At 62.4% G+C, this 17,294-nt stretch carries 15 protein-coding genes; 10 read left to right on the top strand and 5 right to left on the bottom strand.

Going from position 1 to position 17,294, the window contains the following annotated elements; genetic code table 11:
* Positions 1–230: 230 nt before the first annotated feature.
* Positions 231–758 (top strand): carboxymuconolactone decarboxylase family protein, encoded by a 528-nt coding sequence (locus HB676_RS09855; protein WP_213737598.1) that lies wholly within the window; start codon positions 231–233, stop codon positions 756–758.
* Positions 759–784: 26 nt separating this feature from the next.
* Here HB676_RS09855 and glsA read toward each other — a convergent pair whose 3' ends face one another.
* Entirely contained in the window at positions 785–2,644 is a 1,860-nt protein-coding gene (gene glsA, locus HB676_RS09850) for a glutaminase A (RefSeq protein WP_213737597.1), read from the bottom strand.
* 109 nt (positions 2,645–2,753) lie between these two features.
* Complete coding sequence (locus HB676_RS09845) at positions 2,754–2,975, bottom strand: acetyl-CoA carboxylase biotin carboxyl carrier protein subunit (protein ID WP_213737596.1); 222 nt, start codon at positions 2,973–2,975, stop codon at positions 2,754–2,756.
* Between the two features lie 151 nt (positions 2,976–3,126).
* Between HB676_RS09845 and HB676_RS09840 the strand changes: the two genes are divergently transcribed.
* Positions 3,127–4,104 carry a helix-turn-helix domain-containing protein gene (locus tag HB676_RS09840; protein ID WP_213737595.1) on the top strand — a complete coding sequence of 326 codons (978 nt, stop codon included), beginning with the start codon at positions 3,127–3,129 and terminating at the stop codon, positions 4,102–4,104.
* Entirely contained in the window at positions 4,034–5,593 is a 1,560-nt protein-coding gene (locus tag HB676_RS09835) for a carboxyl transferase domain-containing protein (RefSeq protein ID WP_213737594.1), read from the top strand. The genes HB676_RS09840 and HB676_RS09835 overlap by 71 nt, the downstream gene beginning before the upstream one ends.
* 95 nt (positions 5,594–5,688) lie before the next feature.
* Here HB676_RS09835 and HB676_RS09830 read toward each other — a convergent pair whose 3' ends face one another.
* The 3 genes from HB676_RS09830 to HB676_RS09820 all read right to left on the bottom strand — a co-directional run bounded on the left by HB676_RS09830 (position 5,689) and on the right by HB676_RS09820 (position 9,223).
* Positions 5,689–6,987, bottom strand: a complete 1,299-nt coding sequence (locus tag HB676_RS09830) for an MFS transporter (RefSeq protein ID WP_213737593.1) — start codon at positions 6,985–6,987, stop codon at positions 5,689–5,691.
* Positions 6,988–7,108: 121 nt separating this feature from the next.
* Positions 7,109–8,305: an acetyl-CoA C-acyltransferase gene (locus HB676_RS09825; RefSeq protein ID WP_213737592.1), complete on the bottom strand. Its 1,197-nt coding sequence runs from the start codon at positions 8,303–8,305 to the stop codon at positions 7,109–7,111.
* A gap of 147 nt (positions 8,306–8,452) precedes the next feature.
* Complete coding sequence (locus HB676_RS09820; protein WP_213737591.1) at positions 8,453–9,223, bottom strand: enoyl-CoA hydratase; 771 nt, start codon at positions 9,221–9,223, stop codon at positions 8,453–8,455.
* Between the two features lie 189 nt (positions 9,224–9,412).
* Here HB676_RS09820 and HB676_RS09815 point away from each other — a divergent pair, with 189 nt between their 5' ends.
* The 7 genes from HB676_RS09815 to HB676_RS09785 all read left to right on the top strand — a co-directional run bounded on the left by HB676_RS09815 (position 9,413) and on the right by HB676_RS09785 (position 17,255).
* Entirely contained in the window at positions 9,413–10,060 is a 648-nt protein-coding gene (locus tag HB676_RS09815) for a TetR/AcrR family transcriptional regulator (RefSeq protein WP_213737590.1), read from the top strand.
* Between the two features lie 176 nt (positions 10,061–10,236).
* Positions 10,237–11,733 (top strand): CoA-acylating methylmalonate-semialdehyde dehydrogenase, encoded by a 1,497-nt coding sequence (locus HB676_RS09810; protein ID WP_213737589.1) that lies wholly within the window; start codon positions 10,237–10,239, stop codon positions 11,731–11,733.
* Between the two features lie 142 nt (positions 11,734–11,875).
* Positions 11,876–13,021, top strand: coding sequence for an isobutyryl-CoA dehydrogenase (locus tag HB676_RS09805; protein ID WP_213737588.1), 1,146 nt, complete (start codon positions 11,876–11,878; stop codon positions 13,019–13,021).
* Positions 13,018–14,100 carry an enoyl-CoA hydratase/isomerase family protein gene (locus HB676_RS09800; protein WP_213737587.1) on the top strand — a complete coding sequence of 361 codons (1,083 nt, stop codon included), beginning with the start codon at positions 13,018–13,020 and terminating at the stop codon, positions 14,098–14,100. Before HB676_RS09805 ends, HB676_RS09800 begins: the two co-directional genes overlap by 4 nt.
* A 38-nt stretch (positions 14,101–14,138) precedes the next feature.
* Positions 14,139–15,026 (top strand): 3-hydroxyisobutyrate dehydrogenase, encoded by an 888-nt coding sequence (gene mmsB / locus HB676_RS09795; RefSeq protein ID WP_213737586.1) that lies wholly within the window; start codon positions 14,139–14,141, stop codon positions 15,024–15,026.
* A 9-nt stretch (positions 15,027–15,035) separates the two neighbouring features.
* Positions 15,036–16,772 carry an AMP-binding protein gene (locus HB676_RS09790; protein WP_213737585.1) on the top strand — a complete coding sequence of 579 codons (1,737 nt, stop codon included), beginning with the start codon at positions 15,036–15,038 and terminating at the stop codon, positions 16,770–16,772.
* A 3-nt stretch (positions 16,773–16,775) separates the two neighbouring features.
* A complete protein-coding gene (locus HB676_RS09785; RefSeq protein ID WP_213737584.1) occupies positions 16,776–17,255 on the top strand; it encodes a MaoC family dehydratase in 480 nt (159 codons plus the stop codon).
* The last annotated feature ends 39 nt before the right edge of the window (positions 17,256–17,294 follow it).

Raw genomic sequence — 17,294 nt, 5'->3', positions numbered from 1 at the left:
TCAGCGAATATCGACCGTCTCAAGGTCGAACAGCAATGCGGCGGCATTTTGGCTCAGCTGCAGCCGGTTTATGCGCGAGGGATGGAATTTTGAAAGCGATTTTCCGGTACGCGGCATGATCGAGCCGGCGCGAGCTGTTGATCCGGCTTCATGAGCTGGATACTCTTTCTGACAGAACCTGCCACTCCATAAAGCAGGCCGCAAAATCCCGAGAAAACCCAAGGTGAATTATGGCCCGTATCGATTATTGCGATACTTCGAAATCGAATGAACGTACCCGCGAGATCCTGGGCAAGAACCGCAACGCCAATATCTTTCGAATGATGGCGCATTCGCCTGCTTATTTCGAGCAGTATTGCCGCCTTGGCGGCGCGATCCGCCACCGCGGCGAACTGGATCCGGTGGTGCGGGAACTTGCAATCTCGCGGACCGGCATCCTGTGCGAGGCGCCCTATGAAGTTGTCGCGCACAAGCGCATCGGCAAGAATGTCGGCGTGACTGACGAACAAAACGCGGCGCTGGAAAACTGGAAGTCCGCGACCTGCTTTAATGAACTGCAGCGCGCGGCGCTCGCCCTCACCGACGAGATCGTGGCGATGCGCCGCCCAACCGATGCCACCTTCAACGCCATCGCGGCCAGGCTGACGCCGGCGGCACTGGTCGAATTGCAACTCGCGGTCGGCTTCTACATCATGACGTCGAAATTCCTGGAGACGTTCGCGATCGACATGCAGCCCGTGGAGCAGGTGGTCGGGTAGAGTGCCAGGATTGGACGCTCAGATCGTCAGTTCGTCGTCAGCAAATTCACTCGGGCATTGGCCGCGATCAGGCGGTTGGCAAGCAGTTGCGCGAGATTGCGCATGATGCGCTCACCGATGCGCGGGTGCTCCTCGCGAAAGCGCTGAAAGTCGCGCAACGGGATTTCAAGCGCGGTGACGGCGTTGTCGGCCAGCACGTCGGCGGAGCGATGGGTTTCGAACAGCCCCATTTCTCCGAATGCCATGCCTGCGGTGATGGTCGCGAGCCGGATGCCATCGGGAAGTTTGACGTGAACCACGCCGCTCCTGAGGAAGAACAATGAGGTCGCGGGTTCCCCAGCGGTGATGATCCGCTGTCCCGGTTGATAGGTTCGCACCGTGCCGAGCGAGGCGAGGTGTGTCAATTCATCTGCCGTCAATCCGGCCAGCAAAGCCTGCTCGGATAATTCGGTAATTTCGGTGGAATCGATCGTGCCGCCGTGGCGGTAAACGATCTGGTCCTCGGCCCATTCGATGGCATCGTCGAGCGACTGCCAGTTGCGCAAATTCGAGATACCCTTGACCCATTCGCCAAGCGGTTCCCATTCCGTCGTCGAACGCTTGATGCCGGAGATCACGACCGTGACGTTGAACACGGCCAGTTCGCGAATGCCTTCCGCCAGCAGCCGGGCGCCGGCGCGGGTGATCGCGGCGACCCGGCGCAGGTCGAAAATGATGAATTGCGGGCGCGGCCGGCCTGCAAGCTGGCGCGAGACGTAATCGACATTGGCGAAGGTCAGTGTGCCCACCAGTTCGATGATGCGGACATCGTGATGATGAGCCGCTAGGATTTTCTGCTCATGGGGCCGACGGCTGCGCCGCGAGGCGCTTTTTCCGATGTTGTAGTCGGCGATGATGCTGTTGCGGGCATCGTCGCTGCGGTTGAGCATATGCAGGTCGTAATGCAGCGACAGCGCCTCGCAGACCTTGATGCCGCGCACGCTGTTGCCGTGGCTGTCGAGCCTGGGGGAATAGCTGCCGAGCCCGAGCCGCGCCGGCAACGCCGCCAGGATGCCGCCGCCGACGCCGCTCTTGGCGGGAATGCCGACGCGATAGATCCATTCGCCGGCGTAATCATACATGCCGGAGCTCGTCATCACCGAAAGCGTGCGCGAGATCGCGTAGGGGGTCAGCACCTGCTCGCCGGTCACGGGATTGACGCCGCGATTGGCCAAAGTTGCCGCCATGATCGCGATGTCGCGCGCCGTCACGAGAATTGAGCACTGACGGAAATAGACTTCCAGCACCGCGCTGACATCGTCCTTGATGACGGTGGAATTGCGCAGGAGATAGCCGATCGCGCGGTTGCGGTCGCCGGTCGCGCTTTCCGAGGCATAGACCGCTTCATCGACGCCAAGCTCGCGCCCGGCAAACCGGCCGAGCGCCTGGCGGATATATTCGAGTGCGCCGTCGCCTTTGGCCCGATGAATGAGGCCGGAGCAAGCAATCGCGCCGGCATTGACCATGGGATTGAAGGGATGATTGTCGGCATTGAGCCGGATCGAATTGAAGGGATCGCCCGATGGCTCGACGCCGATCTCACTCTCGACCTGCGCCGCGCCCAGCGTATCCAGCGCCAGCGCGAACACGAACGGCTTCGACATCGACTGGATCGTGAACGGAATTTTGGTATCTCCGACCTCGTAAACATGGCCGTCTAGGGTCGCGAGGCTGATGCCGAAATGAGCGGGATCGGCCTTGCCGAGTTCGGGGATATAGCTCGCCACATTGCCGCCGTTCTCCGCAGCGAAATCCGAGTGGCAGGCGTTGAGGAACCGCAGCAGCGGCACCTTGGCGGAGGCCCAGTCTTCGGCCTTGTGGTGGGGCGCCGGGCGCAAACTATTCATGTCACTTCCTGTCACGCGTATGATTTCACGCCGACTTTACGTCGCCTTGGCGCGCGCCGAAACCTGTCCGGTGGTGCATTATATGGCAGGCGGTGCGGGAAAAACGCGCTCAAGCCGCGATGATGGCGACGATCTGTCCCTCGGCGATCACATCATCCAGCTTCACGAGGATGGATTTGAGTTTGCCCGTTGCCGGAGCGGCGACGGGGATTTCCATCTTCATGGCTTCGACAAAGGCGACATCGTCGCCCTCACTGACGCTGGCTCCGACCTCAAGGGGAAGCGCGCAAACACGGCCCGCGACTTCGGTCACGATCTTGATGTCAGGCATTCCGCGCTCCGGAATTGCTGCCACGCGCGGTCGCATAACAGCGGATATCGAGGGGCGGGCGCCCCGGCTTCCAGTTGTGACTAAGGATTGCCTGAGGTAGCCTGATCATCAAGTGGAATTTAATTCCGCATAGCGAAATAAAAGGTGCTTCATGGGACGACGCTCGGAGCGGCTCAGTAAACAGGGGATGCTTGCCAGCGATCTTGCAGGCGAGGGCGATGTCATTCAGGTGGTGTCGCGCGCCTTCGATGTGTTGCGTTGCTTCGAGGGCCACGAGACGCGGCTTGGCAATCTCGACATTTCCAACCGTTGCGGATTGCCGCGATCGACGGTCTCGCGCCTGACCCATACGCTGACCCGGATGGGCCAACTGGTCTATCTCCCGCGTGACCAAAAATACCGGATCGGGCCAAGCGCGGTCGCGATGAGCACCTCGATGATGCGCGGGCTGCAACTGCGCAATTTGATCCGGCTGCGGTTGCAGGAGGTCGCCGAACAATTGCCCGGCACCGTCGGGTTCGTCATCCCGGATCGATTTCATCTGGTCTATCTCGAGTTCGCCCGCTCAGCCAGCGCGCTCGGTCTGCATGAAAGCACCGGCAGCCGCATCGCGATGGCGAGCACGGCGGCAGGTCATGCCTACACGGCTGCGCTCGACGAAGATGTCGGCGACGCGCTGCTGGCTGAAATGGACCGTGAAAGTCCCGACAGCGCCAAAATGCTGCGGCCGCGTATCGCGGCCAACCGCCAGTTCTTGCGCGAGCACGGCTATGTCGTCGCCTGCGGCCTGTGGAGCCCGCATATCAACGGTCTCGCGGTGCCGCTGTGGTCGCCGCAATATCAAACCTTCGTGGTGACCACGATCGGTCTGTTGTCGGCGATGTATGACGAGAAGCGGTTGCACAGCGAAGTCGCGCCGAAATTGCTGGAGCTTGGCGCCGCGGTCGGCAGTCTGCTGGAGGGTGCCGACGGAGATATCTTCAGCGGCCGGATGGACAGGAAGGCGCTGCCGGTATCAACGCCCAACAATAATAAGAACATCAAGTCGGAGGATGCGAATGAACTGGAAGCCGGAACTCGACGACCTCGCTCGGCGCGAAGCCTTCGCGCGCGAGATGGGAGGCGTTGACAAGGTCAAGCGGCAGCATGACCAGGGCCGGCTTACGGTTCGCGAGCGCATCGACAAACTGGTCGATCACACAAGCTTCCACGAGATCGGCGCGATTTCCGGGATTGCCGAATATAACGAGAATAACGAACTCACCCAACTGACCCCGGCGAATTGCGTCTTCGGGCGCGGCAAGATCGCCGGGCGGCCGGTGGTCGTGGTCGGTGACGATTTCACGGTGCGCGGCGGATCGGCCGATGCCTCGATCTGGGCCAAGCCGTTGATGGCCGAGGAAATGGCGCATGACTTTCGGTTGCCGATCATCCGTGTGATCGAAGGCTCCGGCGGCGGCGGCTCGGTGAAAACCATCGAAACCAAAGGTGCTGCCAATCTGCCGGGCGGGATCGGCGGCACGCGCTGGTACGCCTACACGACTGGGAATTTGGCCCGTGTGCCGGTGGTTGGTCTCGGCCTCGGTTCGGTGGCGGGTCTCGGGGCCGCGCGACTGGCGGCGAGCCATTATTCTGTCATGACCAAGAGTTCGGCGATGTTCGTCGCGGGTCCGCCGGTGGTGAAACGCCTCGGCCAGGATCTGACCAAGCAGGAGCTTGGCGGCGCGGATATCCAGACCCGTGCCGGCGCGATCGATCATGCCGTCGAAACTGAGGAGGAAGCGTTCGCCTGCGCGCGCCGTTTCCTGTCCTATCTGCCGTCGTCGGTCTATGAGTTGCCGCCAACCGTTCCCAGCAACGACGATCCTGAACGCGCGGAGGAGTCGCTGATGACAGCGGTGCCGCGCAATCGCCGTCAGGTCTACAAGATGCGCCCGATCATCGAGGCAGTGGTCGACAAGGGCTCGTTCTTTGAGGTGGGCGCCAATTTCGGCCGCTCGATCATCGCGGGATTGGCGCGGCTGGAAGGCCGCGCCGTGCTGCTGCTCGCCAGTGACTCGTTTCACTACGGCGGATCATGGACGGCGGAAGCCTGCCAGAAGGTGGTGCGTTGGGTCGACTTCGCCGAGACCTTCCATCTGCCGGTAGTCTATCTGATGGATTGCCCCGGCTTCATGATCGGGCTCGATGCGGAGAAGGCGGCGACGATCCGCCATGGCGTGCGAGCGATGGCCGCAGTCAACCAGAGCACCGTGCCCTGGTGCACTATCATCGTGCGCAATTCCTTTGGCGTCGCCGGCGTCGTGCATCAGCCGGCGGACCGATTCTCGCTGCGCTATGCGTGGCCGTCGGCCTATTGGGGCTCGCTGCCGCTCGAGGGCGGCATCGAAGCGGCTTACCGTGCTGAGATCGATGCGGCCGAAGACCCGAAGGCCAAGCTGCAGGAGATCGAGGATCGCCTCAGCAAGCTGCGCTCGCCGTTTCGCTCGGCCGAAAAATTCTGGGTCGAGGAGATCATCGACCCGCGCAAGACTCGCTCTTTGTTGTGCGAATTCGCCCGGCTGGCCGAACCGATCCGCACGCCGGGTCCGGCAACGAATATGAAGATCAGGCCGTAAGGGCCGCGCTTCGCGCGGATCCGTTGGCGCATCTCGAACCATGAGTTCGCGCGAACTTCGCTCCGTCCTCATCCTGATCAGGATGAGGGGTGTCTTTACGCCACCGCCGGTTTGGGAACCACCGGCTTCGGCGGCCGCGAGATCGCCAGCGTCAGCGTCGCCGCGATGATGCACAGCGCGCCGGCGGCGAAGAATGCCGGCAAATAACTCAACAGCACCGTGCGCGACAGACCCGCACCGAACGCGGCGACACCGGCGCCGAGTTGATGACCGGCGAAGATCCAGCCGAACACCAGATTGGCGCGTTCCGGCCCGAATCGTTGCGCGGTGAGGCGCACGGTCGGTGGTACCGTAGCGATCCAGTCGAGGCCATAGAACATCGCAAACAGCGACAGGCCGTAGAACGAGAAATTGCTGAACGGCAGGAACAGCAGCGACAGGCCGCGCAGGCCATAATACCAGAACAGCAGCCAGCGGTTGTCATAGCGGTCCGACAGCCAGCCCGATCCGATGGTGCCGAAGAGATCGAAGATACCCATCGCGGCGAGCAGGCTCGCGGCCTGAACCTGCGGAATACCGAAATCGAGGCACATCGGTATGAGATGCACCTGCACCAGGCCGTTGGTGCTGGCGCCGCAGACAAAGAACGTGGCGAACAGGATCCAGAACACCCGGGTCTTGGCCGCATCGCGCAGCGTGCCGAGCGCGGCTGCCATGATCGGCGCGTTGTTGGGGGCCGGCAATGGCAGCGGTTGCGTGCCGTCGTCGCCGAAAGGCCGCAGGCCGACATCTCCAGGACGATCACGCATCACCATCAGTACCGCGAACGCGGCGATGCCGAGCAGTCCGCACATCAGCCCCAAGGCAACTCGCCATCCCATTCGGTCGGTCAGGCTCGCCAGCAGCGGCAGGAAAACTAGTTGTCCGGTTGCAGCACTGGCGGTCAGAATTCCGATGACAAGCCCACGTCGTGCTCCGAACCAGCGCGCCGCAACCGTCGCGCCCAGCACCAACGCTGTCATTCCGGTGCCGATGCCGACCACGACGCCCCACAACAGCATCAATTGCCAGATCTCTGTCATCCCGAGCGAAAGCAGCAACGCCGACACCACCGTCAACAGCGCGGCCAGCGTGACATTGCGCAGGCCGTACCGGTTCATCAGCGCCGCGGCGAACGGCGCCATCAGCCCGAACAGGATGAAACGAATGGAAAGCGCCGAGGAAATCTGCGCGGTGGTCCAGCCAAATTCCTTTTGCAGCGGCACGATGAAGACGCCGGGCGCACCGACCGCCCCGGCGCTGATCAGCGCGGTGAGAAAGGTCACGCCGACCATCACCCAGCCGTAATGGATATTGCGACGGGCGAGGGCGGCCGACAGCCAGTTCGAGATCATTTAGCCTCTGAAAAGTTATCTGGAAGGGAAGGTTTGCGGGATGTGCCGGATGCACATCCTAGTTCAGGAACCGGGCGACATAAATGCCGAACTTCCCTCGTTTTCGGACAGAGCCGTAACGTCAGTGCATAATGCGTTCGATCGCGATCGCGGTGGCTTCGCCGCCGCCGATGCAGAGTGCGGCGACGCCGCGTTTCAGATTATGGGCTTCGAGAGCATGCAGCAGCGTCACGATCAGGCGGGCGCCGGTCGCGCCGATGGGGTGGCCGAGCGCGCAGGCGCCGCCATAGATGTTAAGCTTCTCGCGGGGGATTCCGAGATCGCGCTGCGCGGCCATCGCGACCACCGCGAACGCCTCGTTGATCTCGAACAGATCGACATCGCCGACGCTCCAGCCGACCTTGTCGAGTACTTTACGGATCGCCGGGATCGGCGCGGTCGTGAACCATTGCGGTTCCTGGCTGTGGGTCGCATGCCCCCTGATCTCGGCCAGCGCGGGCAGGCCGTCGCGGTCGGTGAGGGATCGCTTTGCCAGGATCAGCGCAGCAGCGCCGTCGGCGTTTGCGGAAGAGGCGGCGGGCGTGATGGTGCCGTTGGGGCGGAATGCCGGCTTCAAGCCCGGAATTTTCGCGGGATCGACCTTCAGCGGAATCTCGTCATTGCCGATCGTGCGCGGGCCGGCCTTTTCCGCAATCGTGATCGGCACGATCTCGGCCTTGAACGCGCCGCCCTCGACCGCCTTGCGGGCGCGGGTCAGCGTCTCCATCGCGTAGGCGTCCTGATCGGCGCGGGTGAACTGATAGGCCTCCGCGGTGGCTTCGCCGAAATCGCCCATCGAGCGGCCGGCCTCGTAAGCATCTTCGAGGCCGTCGAGGAACATGTGATCGATGATCCGGTCATGACCGGCGCGGTAACCGCCGCGCGCCTTGGCCAGCAGATAGGGCGCGTTGGTCATGCTTTCCATGCCGCCGGACACCACGATCCCGGCCGAACCGGCGTTGATGATGTCGTGCGCCAGCATGGTCGCCTTCATCCCCGAGCCGCAAACCTTGTTGATGGTAGTGGCGCCCGTGGCATCCGGCAGTTTGGCGCCGCGTGCCGCCTGCCGCGCCGGCGCCTGACCCTGTCCGGCCGGCAGCACGCAACCCATGAACACCTCTTCGATCCGCTCCGGCGCGAGTTTGGCTCGTTCGACCGCGGCCGAGATCACATGGGAGCCAAGCTTGTGGGCGCTGAAGGGCGAGAGATCGCCCAGAAATTTGCCCAGCGGCGTGCGGGCGGCGGAAACGATGACGACCGGATCGGAAGATGTGGCCATGACGGAATCTCCTCAATGTCACGCGCTGCAGCGCGTCTTTTGCATGACAATCATCATATGATGCAATGCAAAATTTGCAATGCGGCAGGCCTGAGAAATTGTCATGGCATGGATGAACTGACGGCGCGGGTCTGACGGCCTTGCCCACTACCGTTTTCGGTCGATAAAACCCTGCATCAGTCGCTGCGGCTCGCCGGTCAGGAACGATCGCCCGAACACGCCGATGCTGAGATCGACGGATTCCTTCAGCGGCAATTCTTCCCATTGCCGGATCAGGTCTTTCTGGGCGCGCAGCGCTTGCGGCGCGCATTCCAGCAGCATCGCCGCGGTCCTTTCGACCGCAGCGTCGAGACCGTTGGGCGGCGCGACCACGTCAACCAGTCCCCAGGCGAGGGCGGTGGGAGCGTCGATATTCTCGGCTGTCATCAACAGCCAGCGGGCACGGCCGGCACCGATCAGCCGCGGCAATAATGCGGCGTGGATCACGCTGGGGATGCCGACCCTGACTTCGGGCATGCCAAACCTGGCGTCATGCGCCGCGACCCGGAAGTCGCAGGCGGCGGCCACTTCAAGTCCGCCGCCGAGGCACCAGCCGGGCATCCGGGCGATAACAGGCCCGGGAAAGGCGCGCACGGCTTCGCAGAGATCGCGCAAGCCGGTGATGAAGGTCTCGGCGGAGGCCTGATCGAGCTGTACCATTTCCTTGATGTCGGCGCCGCCGATCATGCTCTTTTCGCTCTGGCCGGCGAGTACAAGTACGCGGATATCCCGATCGGCCGCGAGCGATTGAAGTCCTTCGCGCACGCCGTTGATCGCAGCCGATCCCAGGATATTGAGCGAGCCGGCGTTGCAGATCGTCAGGCGGACGACGCCGCGCGGGTCGCGGTCGACGCCGCAAAACGGGTTGAGCATCTGCATCGGGTGGCTCGCCATCGATTGGTTGAGTTGCAAGGGATTGTACCACTTCCCGGATCAAACCACAGCCTTGTCAAGGCCGCTGGAAAATGCGAATCCCCGGGGCAGGGACACGCATAAATACAATAAAAAAACAACTTTCCGCGGCGGCGGATGTGATTATATGACCTCAAACATCTTATGGGACCGCCGATGCGATATTCCAGGGAACACAAGCTCGAGACCCACGCGCGGATCGTGAAGAAGGCTTCGGTCAGGCTTCGCGAGAAGGGCGCGCATGGCATCGGCGTCGCCGATCTGATGAAGGAAGCCGGTCTGACCCATGGCGGCTTCTACGCGCATTTCGATTCCAGGGAAGCGCTTGTGATCGAGGCCTTTGCGCATGCGATGGACCGCTCGACCGAGCGCTGGCGCAAGCTGGCCGAGCAGACCCCGCCGGACAAGCGCCTTGCCACCATCGTCAATTCCTATTTGACGACGGTTCATCGCGACGATCCTGGCCATGGCTGCGCGGTCCCGTCGCTGGGCTCGGAAATCGCGCGCGAGAGCCCGAAAACCCGCAGGGCGTTTGCGGCCAAGCTCGAGCAGATGATCGACATGCTCGCCGAGCAGCTCCCGGGCGCAACACCCAAAGCTGCGCGAAAGCAGGCGATGGCGACGCTGGCGACCATGATGGGCACGCTGGTGCTGTCGCGCATCGCCGGCAGCGGAGAGTTTTCCGACGAGATCCTTAGCGCCGGGCGTGCTGCCGTGCTGGGTGGGACGGCGTCGCCGGCAAAGGCTGCGAAGAAGGCAACGCCCAAGGTCATCGCAAAGAAGACCAAAAAGACCGCCTCATAGGCGCCACAATACTCGGCGCGCGGACCCACCGCATTCGACGTTGGTCGTAGAGCGCCGGAAACGCCGCAAAGGCCGCATTTTCGCAAATCCGCCGCGCGCTGAAAAACCTTTCCAAACGCTGTAAAGACTGCAAGATGCCGCTCAAATCGGCACGTGCAGAGCTCTTGGAGGAACGAATGCGTACAATCGGACATTTTATCGGCGGCCGCGAGGTCAAGGGCACATCCGGCAAGTTTGCGGACGTGTTTGAGCCGATGACCGGCGACGTTCAGGCGCAGGTCGCGCTGGCCTCCAAGGCCGAATTGCGCGCCGCGGTCGAGAACGCCAAGGCGGCGCAGCCGGAGTGGGGCGCGACCAACCCGCAACGCCGCGCCCGTGTGATGATGAAGTTCCTCGAACTGGCGCAGCGCGATTACGACAAGCTGGCCGAGTTGCTGGCGCGCGAACACGGCAAGACCGTTCCCGATGCTCGCGGCGATATCCAGCGCGGCCTCGAAGTGGTGGAATTCGCCTGCGGCATTCCGCACCTGATGAAGGGCGAATACACCGAGGGCGCCGGCCCCGGCATCGACATCTATTCGATGCGGCAACCCCTGGGCGTCGTCGCTGGCATCACGCCGTTCAATTTCCCGGCGATGATCCCGCTGTGGAAGTGTGCGCCCGCGATTGCCTGCGGCAATGCCTTCATTCTCAAGCCATCGGAGCGCGATCCCGGTGTGCCGATGGCGCTGGCGGCGCTCATGATCGAAGCGGGGCTGCCGCCGGGCATCCTCAATGTCGTCAATGGCGACAAGGAGGCGGTCGACGCCATCCTCGACGATCCCGATATCAGCGCCGTGGGCTTTGTCGGCTCCTCGCCGATCGCGCAATATATCTATGAACGTGCGGCCGCCACCGGCAAGCGTGCGCAGTGCTTCGGCGGCGCCAAGAACCACGCCATCGTGATGCCGGACGCCGACATGGACCAGACCGTCGATGCGCTGATCGGCGCGGGTTACGGTTCGGCTGGCGAGCGCTGCATGGCGATCTCCGTCGCGGTGCCCGTGGGCAAGACCACCGCCGACCGCCTGATGGAAAAACTGATCCCGCGCGTCGAGAGCTTGAAGATCGGCACCTCAATCGATCCCTCGGCGGATTACGGTCCGCTGGTGACCAAGGCTGCGCTCGAGCGCGTCAAGGATTATGTCGAGATCGGCATCAAGGAAGGCGCCAAGCTCGCGGTCGATGGCCGCGGCTTCAAGATGCAGGGCTATGAAAAGGGTTTTTACATGGGCGGTTGTCTGTTCGACAACGTCACCAAGGACATGCGGATTTACAAGGAAGAGATTTTTGGTCCCGTGCTCTCGGTGGTGCGCGCCAACGACTACAAGGAAGCGCTGGCGCTGCCGTCGGATCATGACTACGGCAACGGCGTTGCGATCTTCACCCGCGACGGCGACGCCGCGCGCGATTTTGCCGCCAAGGTCAATGTCGGCATGGTCGGCATCAACGTGCCGATCCCGGTGCCGATCGCCTATTACACCTTCGGTGGCTGGAAGAAGTCCGGCTTCGGCGATCTCAACCAGCATGGTCCGGATTCGATCCGCTTCTACACCAAGACCAAGACCGTGACGGCGCGCTGGCCGTCCGGCGTCAAGGAAGGCGCGGAGTTCTCGATTCCGACGATGAATTGACGCTCGTCAATTAGCGCAGGCTTAGAGCCGTCATTGCGAGCGCAGCGAAGCAACCCATCCTTAATGCCGTTCGATGGATTGCTTCGTCGCTTCGCTCCTCGCAATGACGGAGGATAGTGATTGATCCATTGGCGGCTTTTTGATGCAATTCGCTCTCAACGAGGACCAGATTGCTGTTCGCGATATGGCGCGGGATTTCGCGGCGGAAAAAATCGCGCCGCATGCGATACGCTGGGATGAGGAAAAGCATTTTCCGGTCGATGTGATGCGCGAAGCGGCCAAGCTCGGCATCGGCGGGGTCTATATCCGCGACGATGTCGGCGGCTCCGCGCTGACGCGGTTCGATGCGGCGCTGATCTTCGAGGCGCTGGCGCAGGGCTGCCCGACGGTGTCGGCGTTCATCTCGATCCACAACATGTCGGCGTGGATGATCGACGCCTTCGGCAGCGAGGCGCAGCGCCAGAAATGGTTGCCAAAGCTCTGCACCATGGAATTGCTGGCGAGCTACTGCCTGACCGAACCGGGCTCTGGTTCGGACGCCGCGGCGCTGCGCACCCGCGCGGTGCGTGACGGCGACCATTATGTCCTCAACGGTCAGAAGCAGTTCATTTCCGGCGCGGGTGGCGGCGACATTTATGTCGTAATGGTTCGCACCGGCGATAACGGGCCGGGCGGTATCTCGACATTGGTAATCGAGGGCGATACGCCGGGGCTTTCGCTCGGCGCCAACGAGCGCAAGATGGGCTGGAACGCGCAGCCGACCCGCGCGGTGATCTTCGAGAATGCGCGCGTGCCGGTCGCAAACCGGCTCGGCGACGAGGGTATCGGCTTTAAGATTGCGATGGCCGGGCTCGACGGCGGCCGCATCAACATCGCGGCCTGTTCGCTCGGCGGCGCGCAATCCGCGCTCGACAAGTCGCTGGCCTATATGAGAGAGCGCAAGGCGTTTGGTAAGCGCCTCGACGAATTCCAGGCGCTGCAGTTCCGGCTGGCCGACATGGCGACGGAACTCGAGGCGGCGCGCACCTTTGTGTGGCGTGCCGCGGCGGCGCTCGATCGCAAGGATGCCGACGCGACAATGTTATGCGCGATGGCCAAGCGCTTCGGCACCGATGTGGGTTTTGAGGTCGCCAACCAGGCGCTGCAATTGCATGGCGGTTACGGCTATCTCAGCGAATACGGCATCGAAAAGATCGTGCGCGATCTGCGCGTGCACCAGATCCTCGAAGGCACCAACGAAATCATGCGGCTGATTGTGTCGCGCAAGCTGATCGAGGGCGCTCGATGACGGCGCCGGCCGCGGTCGTGGACACCGAAGGCGATCTGATCGTCCGGCGCGAAGGGTCGGCCGGCATCATCAGGCTGAACCGGCCGAAGGCGCTCAACGCGCTGACGCTGGAAATGTCCATCAGCATCGACGCGGCGCTGGATCAATTTGAATCCGATCCTGCGATCGCGGTGGTGGTGCTGGAAGGAGCGGGTGAGCGCGGTCTATGCGCCGGTGGCGATATTCGCGGCCTTTATGAGAGCTCGCGCGCCGGTGGCGATCTTGGCAAGATGTTCTGGCGCCAGGAATACATCGTGAATGCGCGCATCGCGAAATATCCCAAACCCTATGTCGCGTTCATGGACGGGCTGGTGATGGGCGGCGGCGTCGGCCTGTCCGCGCACAGCGCGCACCGCGTCGTCACCGAGCGGACAAAGTTGGCGATGCCCGAAGTCGGTCTCGGCTTCTTTCCGGATGTCGGCGGCACCTGGCTATTGTCGCGCTCGCCCGGCGAGGTCGGGACTTATTTCGGATTGACCGGCCAGACCATGAATGGCCCGGATGCGATCTACGCCAAATTCGCCGACGCCGTTGTGCCTTCAAGCCGGCTTCCGGCCTTGCGCGAAGTTCTCACCAAAATCCAACCCGGCACAACCTCAGGAGAGGTGGGAACGCTCATCAAGGGCTTTTCGACCAGCGAGACTTTAGGTCCCGTCGCCGCGATGCAGGCGAGGATCGACGGCTGGTTCGCCGGCGACCGGATGGAAGATATCTTCGCATCTTTGCAGCGCGACGGTTCGGAACTGGCGCTGGCGACGCTGAAAACGCTGAACGAGAAATCGCCCCGCGGCATGGTTGTGACCCTGAAACTGTTGCGGCTGGCGCGCTCATCGTCTTCGCTGGAACAATGCCTGGTGCGGGAATATCGTGCCGCATTGGAAGTGTTCCGGAGCGACGATTTTCGCGAGGGCGTGCGCGCGGCCGTGATCGACAAGGATCGCAATCCCCGCTGGTCGCCGCCGCGGATTGAGGATGTGACACCTGCGATGCTGGCGCCTTATCTCGCGACGGTCGGCGCCGACGAACTCGTATTTGAATAAACAACAAAACAGAAACGCCTGAGCGGAGGAAGTTAGAGATGGCCAACATCGCATTCATCGGTCTCGGCAATATGGGTGGCCCGATGGCGGCCAATCTGGTCAGGGCCGGCCACAAGGTGGTCGCGTTCGATCTGGCCGGCGCCGCGCGCAATCAGGCGCAGGCCGACGGAGCCGGGATAGCTGATAGTTCGGTGGCCGCCGTCAAGGGCAATGATGTCGTCATCACCATGTTGCCGGCGGGCAAGCATGTGCTGTCGGTCTGGAACGAGATCTTGCCCGCCATGACAAAAGGCGCGCTGATCATCGATTGCTCGACCATCGATGTCGAAAGCGCGGTGCAGGCGCATGGTCTGGCCGCGAAACATAATATTGCGTCGGTCGATGCGCCGGTGTCCGGCGGTACCGGCGGCGCCAAGGGCGCGACGCTGACCTTCATGGCGGGCGGCGAGGCAAAGGCGTTTGCGGCGGCGAAGCCGGTGTTGGAAAACATGGGCAAGAAGATCGTGCATTGCGGCGGCGCCGGCGCGGGGCAGGCGGCCAAGATTTGCAACAACATGATCCTCGGCATTTCCATGATCGCGGTCAGCGAGGCCTTTACGCTTGCCGAAAAATTGGGGCTGTCGCATCAGGCCCTTTTTGATGTGGCCTCGACTTCATCAGGGCAATGCTGGTCGCTGACGACCTATTGCCCGGTGCCGGGCCCGGTGCCGACATCGCCGGCCAACAACGAATACAAGCCGGGCTTTGCGTCAGCGCTGATGGTGAAGGATCTCACGCTGGCGCAGGACGCGGCCAAGGCCGCCGGCGCGGCAACGCCACTCGGTAAGCATGCGCAGGAAATCTACAAGGCATTCGACGCAGCCGGACATGGCGGCGTCGATTTCTCCGGGATCATCCAGCATGTCCGTGACCTCGCGGGGAAATAACCAACGCCGATGACAAGTTTCCAGGAAGCGCGCGAATTCCTGCTCCGGCATCGGACGGATTACGACAAGGCTGTCGCGGACTTCCGTTGGCCCGATCCCGTCCCGTTCAACTGGGCGCTGGACTGGTTCGACGCGGAACTGGCGCGCAACGCCGACAGCAGGGATCGTCCGGCGCTCTGGATTGTCGATGCCGGCGGCAACCGCGAGACAAAATTGTCTTTTGCAGCATTGTCCAGCCGGTCCAATCAGGTCGCGAATTTTCTGCGCGCGCAGGGACTGAAGCGCGGCGATCATCTGCTGTTATTGCTCGGCAACGTCATTCCATTGTGGGAAACCATGCTGGCGGCGATGAAGCTCGGGGTGGTGGTGATCCCCGCGACCACGCTGTTGACGCCGGATGAGCTGTACGACCGGCTCGATCGCGGCCGCGCCAGGGTTGTCGTGGCGGCACAGGATCAGATCGCCAAATTGGCCGGGCTCGGTGGCGACGATCTCGTCCGTATCGTTGTCAATGCATCGTCGAAGCCTGGGGGCTGGCTGGCCTATGAGCAGGCCGCGGAATTTCCGGAAGCCTTTACGCCGGATGGTCCGACCGGGGCGGAAGATCCCATGCTGCTGTATTTCACGTCGGGCACGACAGCAAAACCAAAACTGGTGCGGCACAGCCAGCGCAGCTATCCCGTCGGTGGATTGTCGACAATGTACTGGCTCGGGTTGCAGCCGGGCGATGTCCATCTGAACATTTCCTCGCCGGGCTGGGCCAAGCATGCCTGGAGCTGCTTTTTCGCGCCGTGGAATGCCGGCGCCACGGTATTCGTGGTCAATCAGCCGCGCTTCGACGCCAAGGGATTGCTCGCGACCATCGGCCGATGTGGCGTCACCACGCTGTGCGCGCCGCCGACGGTATGGCGGCTGTTCATCCAGGAGAAGCTCGCGACGTTCAAAGTATCGCTGCGCGAGGTCTGCGGCGCCGGTGAGCCGCTCAATCCTGAAGTGATCGATCAGGTTCGCACGGCGTGGGGGCTGACGATCCGCGACGGCTATGGCCAGACCGAAACCACGGCGCTGGCGGGAAATTCGCCTGGCCAGAAAGTGAAGATCGGCTCGATGGGCCGTCCGCTGCCCGGATACCGCGTGCGGATCACCGACAGCGACGGGCAGCCAACCAGGGAGGGCGAGGTCAGCCTGGTGCTGGGCGATGCGCGGCCCGCGGGCCTGATGCAGGGCTATCAGGGCGACGACGGCAGCCTGAGCGGCGCCGACGGCGATCTCTATCGCAGCGGCGACGTGGTATTCGCCGACGACGAGGGGTATCTGACGTTTGTCGGCCGTTCCGATGACGTCTTCAAATCATCGGACTATCGCATCAGCCCATTTGAATTGGAAAGCATCCTGCTCGAACACGAGTGGGTCGCCGAGGCCGCGGTGGTTCCCAGTCCCGACCCGATCCGGTTGGCGATCCCCAAGGCCTATGTACTGCTGGTGGCGGGCGCGGAGCGTTCGCCGGAAACCGCGTTGTCGATCTTCAGGCATTTGCACGTCCGGTTGGCGCCGTTCAAGCGCATCCGGCGGATCGAACTGGTGACGGAATTGCCGAAGACGATTTCCGGAAAAATCCGCCGCGTACAATTGCGGCGTCTCGAGCACGACAATAATCGCGACGATGCACTGCGCGGGCAGGAACATCGCGAAGAGGATTTCCCGGAATTGCAGAAAATAAGATCAGCCGGATCGGCGGAGAGCTAGTGCATGAATGAAGTCTGGAAGAAGCCGCCGATCTCGCTTGAGGCTTATCAGGCCATGGTCGGCCATGAGGTCGGAGTGTCGTCATGGCATATGGTCGATCAGGAGCGGATCAACGTCTATGCCGATGTGATCGAGGATCATCAATTCATCCATGTCGATCCCGAGCGAGCCAAACGCGAAACCGCGTTCGGCTCGACGATCGCGCACGGGTTTCTGACGATGTCGCTGATGAGCATCATGTCCTATGAGGTGATGCCGGTCATCGAAGGCACGACCATGGGGGTCAATTACGGTTTCGATAAACTGCGCTTCATCTCGCCGGTGCGCGCCGGTCGGCGCGTGCGCGGACGGTTCACCCTGATGGAAGCCAAGTTGCGCAAGCCCAGCGAGCTGCAGTCACGCACCAATGTCACCGTGGAAATCGAGGGCGAGGAAAAGCCCGCGCTGGTGGCCGACTGGATCGGCTTGATTTATTTTTCCTAAAAGTCATTCGTCATTGCCGGGCTTGACCCGGCAATCCAT

It is taken from the genome of Bradyrhizobium sp. dw_411 (assembly GCF_018449695.1).
In the GTDB taxonomy this organism is placed as follows: Bacteria; Pseudomonadota; Alphaproteobacteria; order Rhizobiales; family Xanthobacteraceae; genus Bradyrhizobium.
The sequence above is the reverse complement of the archived record's forward strand: the minus strand, read 5'-3'. Positions and strand labels throughout refer to the sequence as shown.

Bases quoted from the DNA above. Each gene is read 5' to 3' on its own strand.
- HB676_RS09830 (WP_213737593.1), bottom strand. From the start codon at position 6,987: ATGATCTCGAACTGGCTGTCGGCCGCCCTCGCCCGTCGCAATATCCAT.
- HB676_RS09805 (WP_213737588.1), top strand. From the start codon at position 11,876: ATGCAATTCGCTCTCAACGAGGACCAGATTGCTGTTCGCGATATGGCG.
- HB676_RS09815 (WP_213737590.1), top strand. From the start codon at position 9,413: ATGCGATATTCCAGGGAACACAAGCTCGAGACCCACGCGCGGATCGTG.
- HB676_RS09785 (WP_213737584.1), top strand. From the start codon at position 16,776: ATGAATGAAGTCTGGAAGAAGCCGCCGATCTCGCTTGAGGCTTATCAG.
- HB676_RS09820 (WP_213737591.1), bottom strand. From the start codon at position 9,223: ATGCAGATGCTCAACCCGTTTTGCGGCGTCGACCGCGACCCGCGCGGC.
- HB676_RS09835 (WP_213737594.1), top strand. From the start codon at position 4,034: ATGAACTGGAAGCCGGAACTCGACGACCTCGCTCGGCGCGAAGCCTTC.
- mmsB (WP_213737586.1), top strand. From the start codon at position 14,139: ATGGCCAACATCGCATTCATCGGTCTCGGCAATATGGGTGGCCCGATG.
- HB676_RS09825 (WP_213737592.1), bottom strand. From the start codon at position 8,305: ATGGCCACATCTTCCGATCCGGTCGTCATCGTTTCCGCCGCCCGCACG.
- HB676_RS09845 (WP_213737596.1), bottom strand. From the start codon at position 2,975: ATGCCTGACATCAAGATCGTGACCGAAGTCGCGGGCCGTGTTTGCGCG.
- HB676_RS09810 (WP_213737589.1), top strand. From the start codon at position 10,237: ATGCGTACAATCGGACATTTTATCGGCGGCCGCGAGGTCAAGGGCACA.
- HB676_RS09840 (WP_213737595.1), top strand. From the start codon at position 3,127: ATGGGACGACGCTCGGAGCGGCTCAGTAAACAGGGGATGCTTGCCAGC.
- HB676_RS09855 (WP_213737598.1), top strand. From the start codon at position 231: ATGGCCCGTATCGATTATTGCGATACTTCGAAATCGAATGAACGTACC.
- HB676_RS09800 (WP_213737587.1), top strand. From the start codon at position 13,018: ATGACGGCGCCGGCCGCGGTCGTGGACACCGAAGGCGATCTGATCGTC.
- glsA (WP_213737597.1), bottom strand. From the start codon at position 2,644: ATGAATAGTTTGCGCCCGGCGCCCCACCACAAGGCCGAAGACTGGGCC.
- HB676_RS09790 (WP_213737585.1), top strand. From the start codon at position 15,036: ATGACAAGTTTCCAGGAAGCGCGCGAATTCCTGCTCCGGCATCGGACG.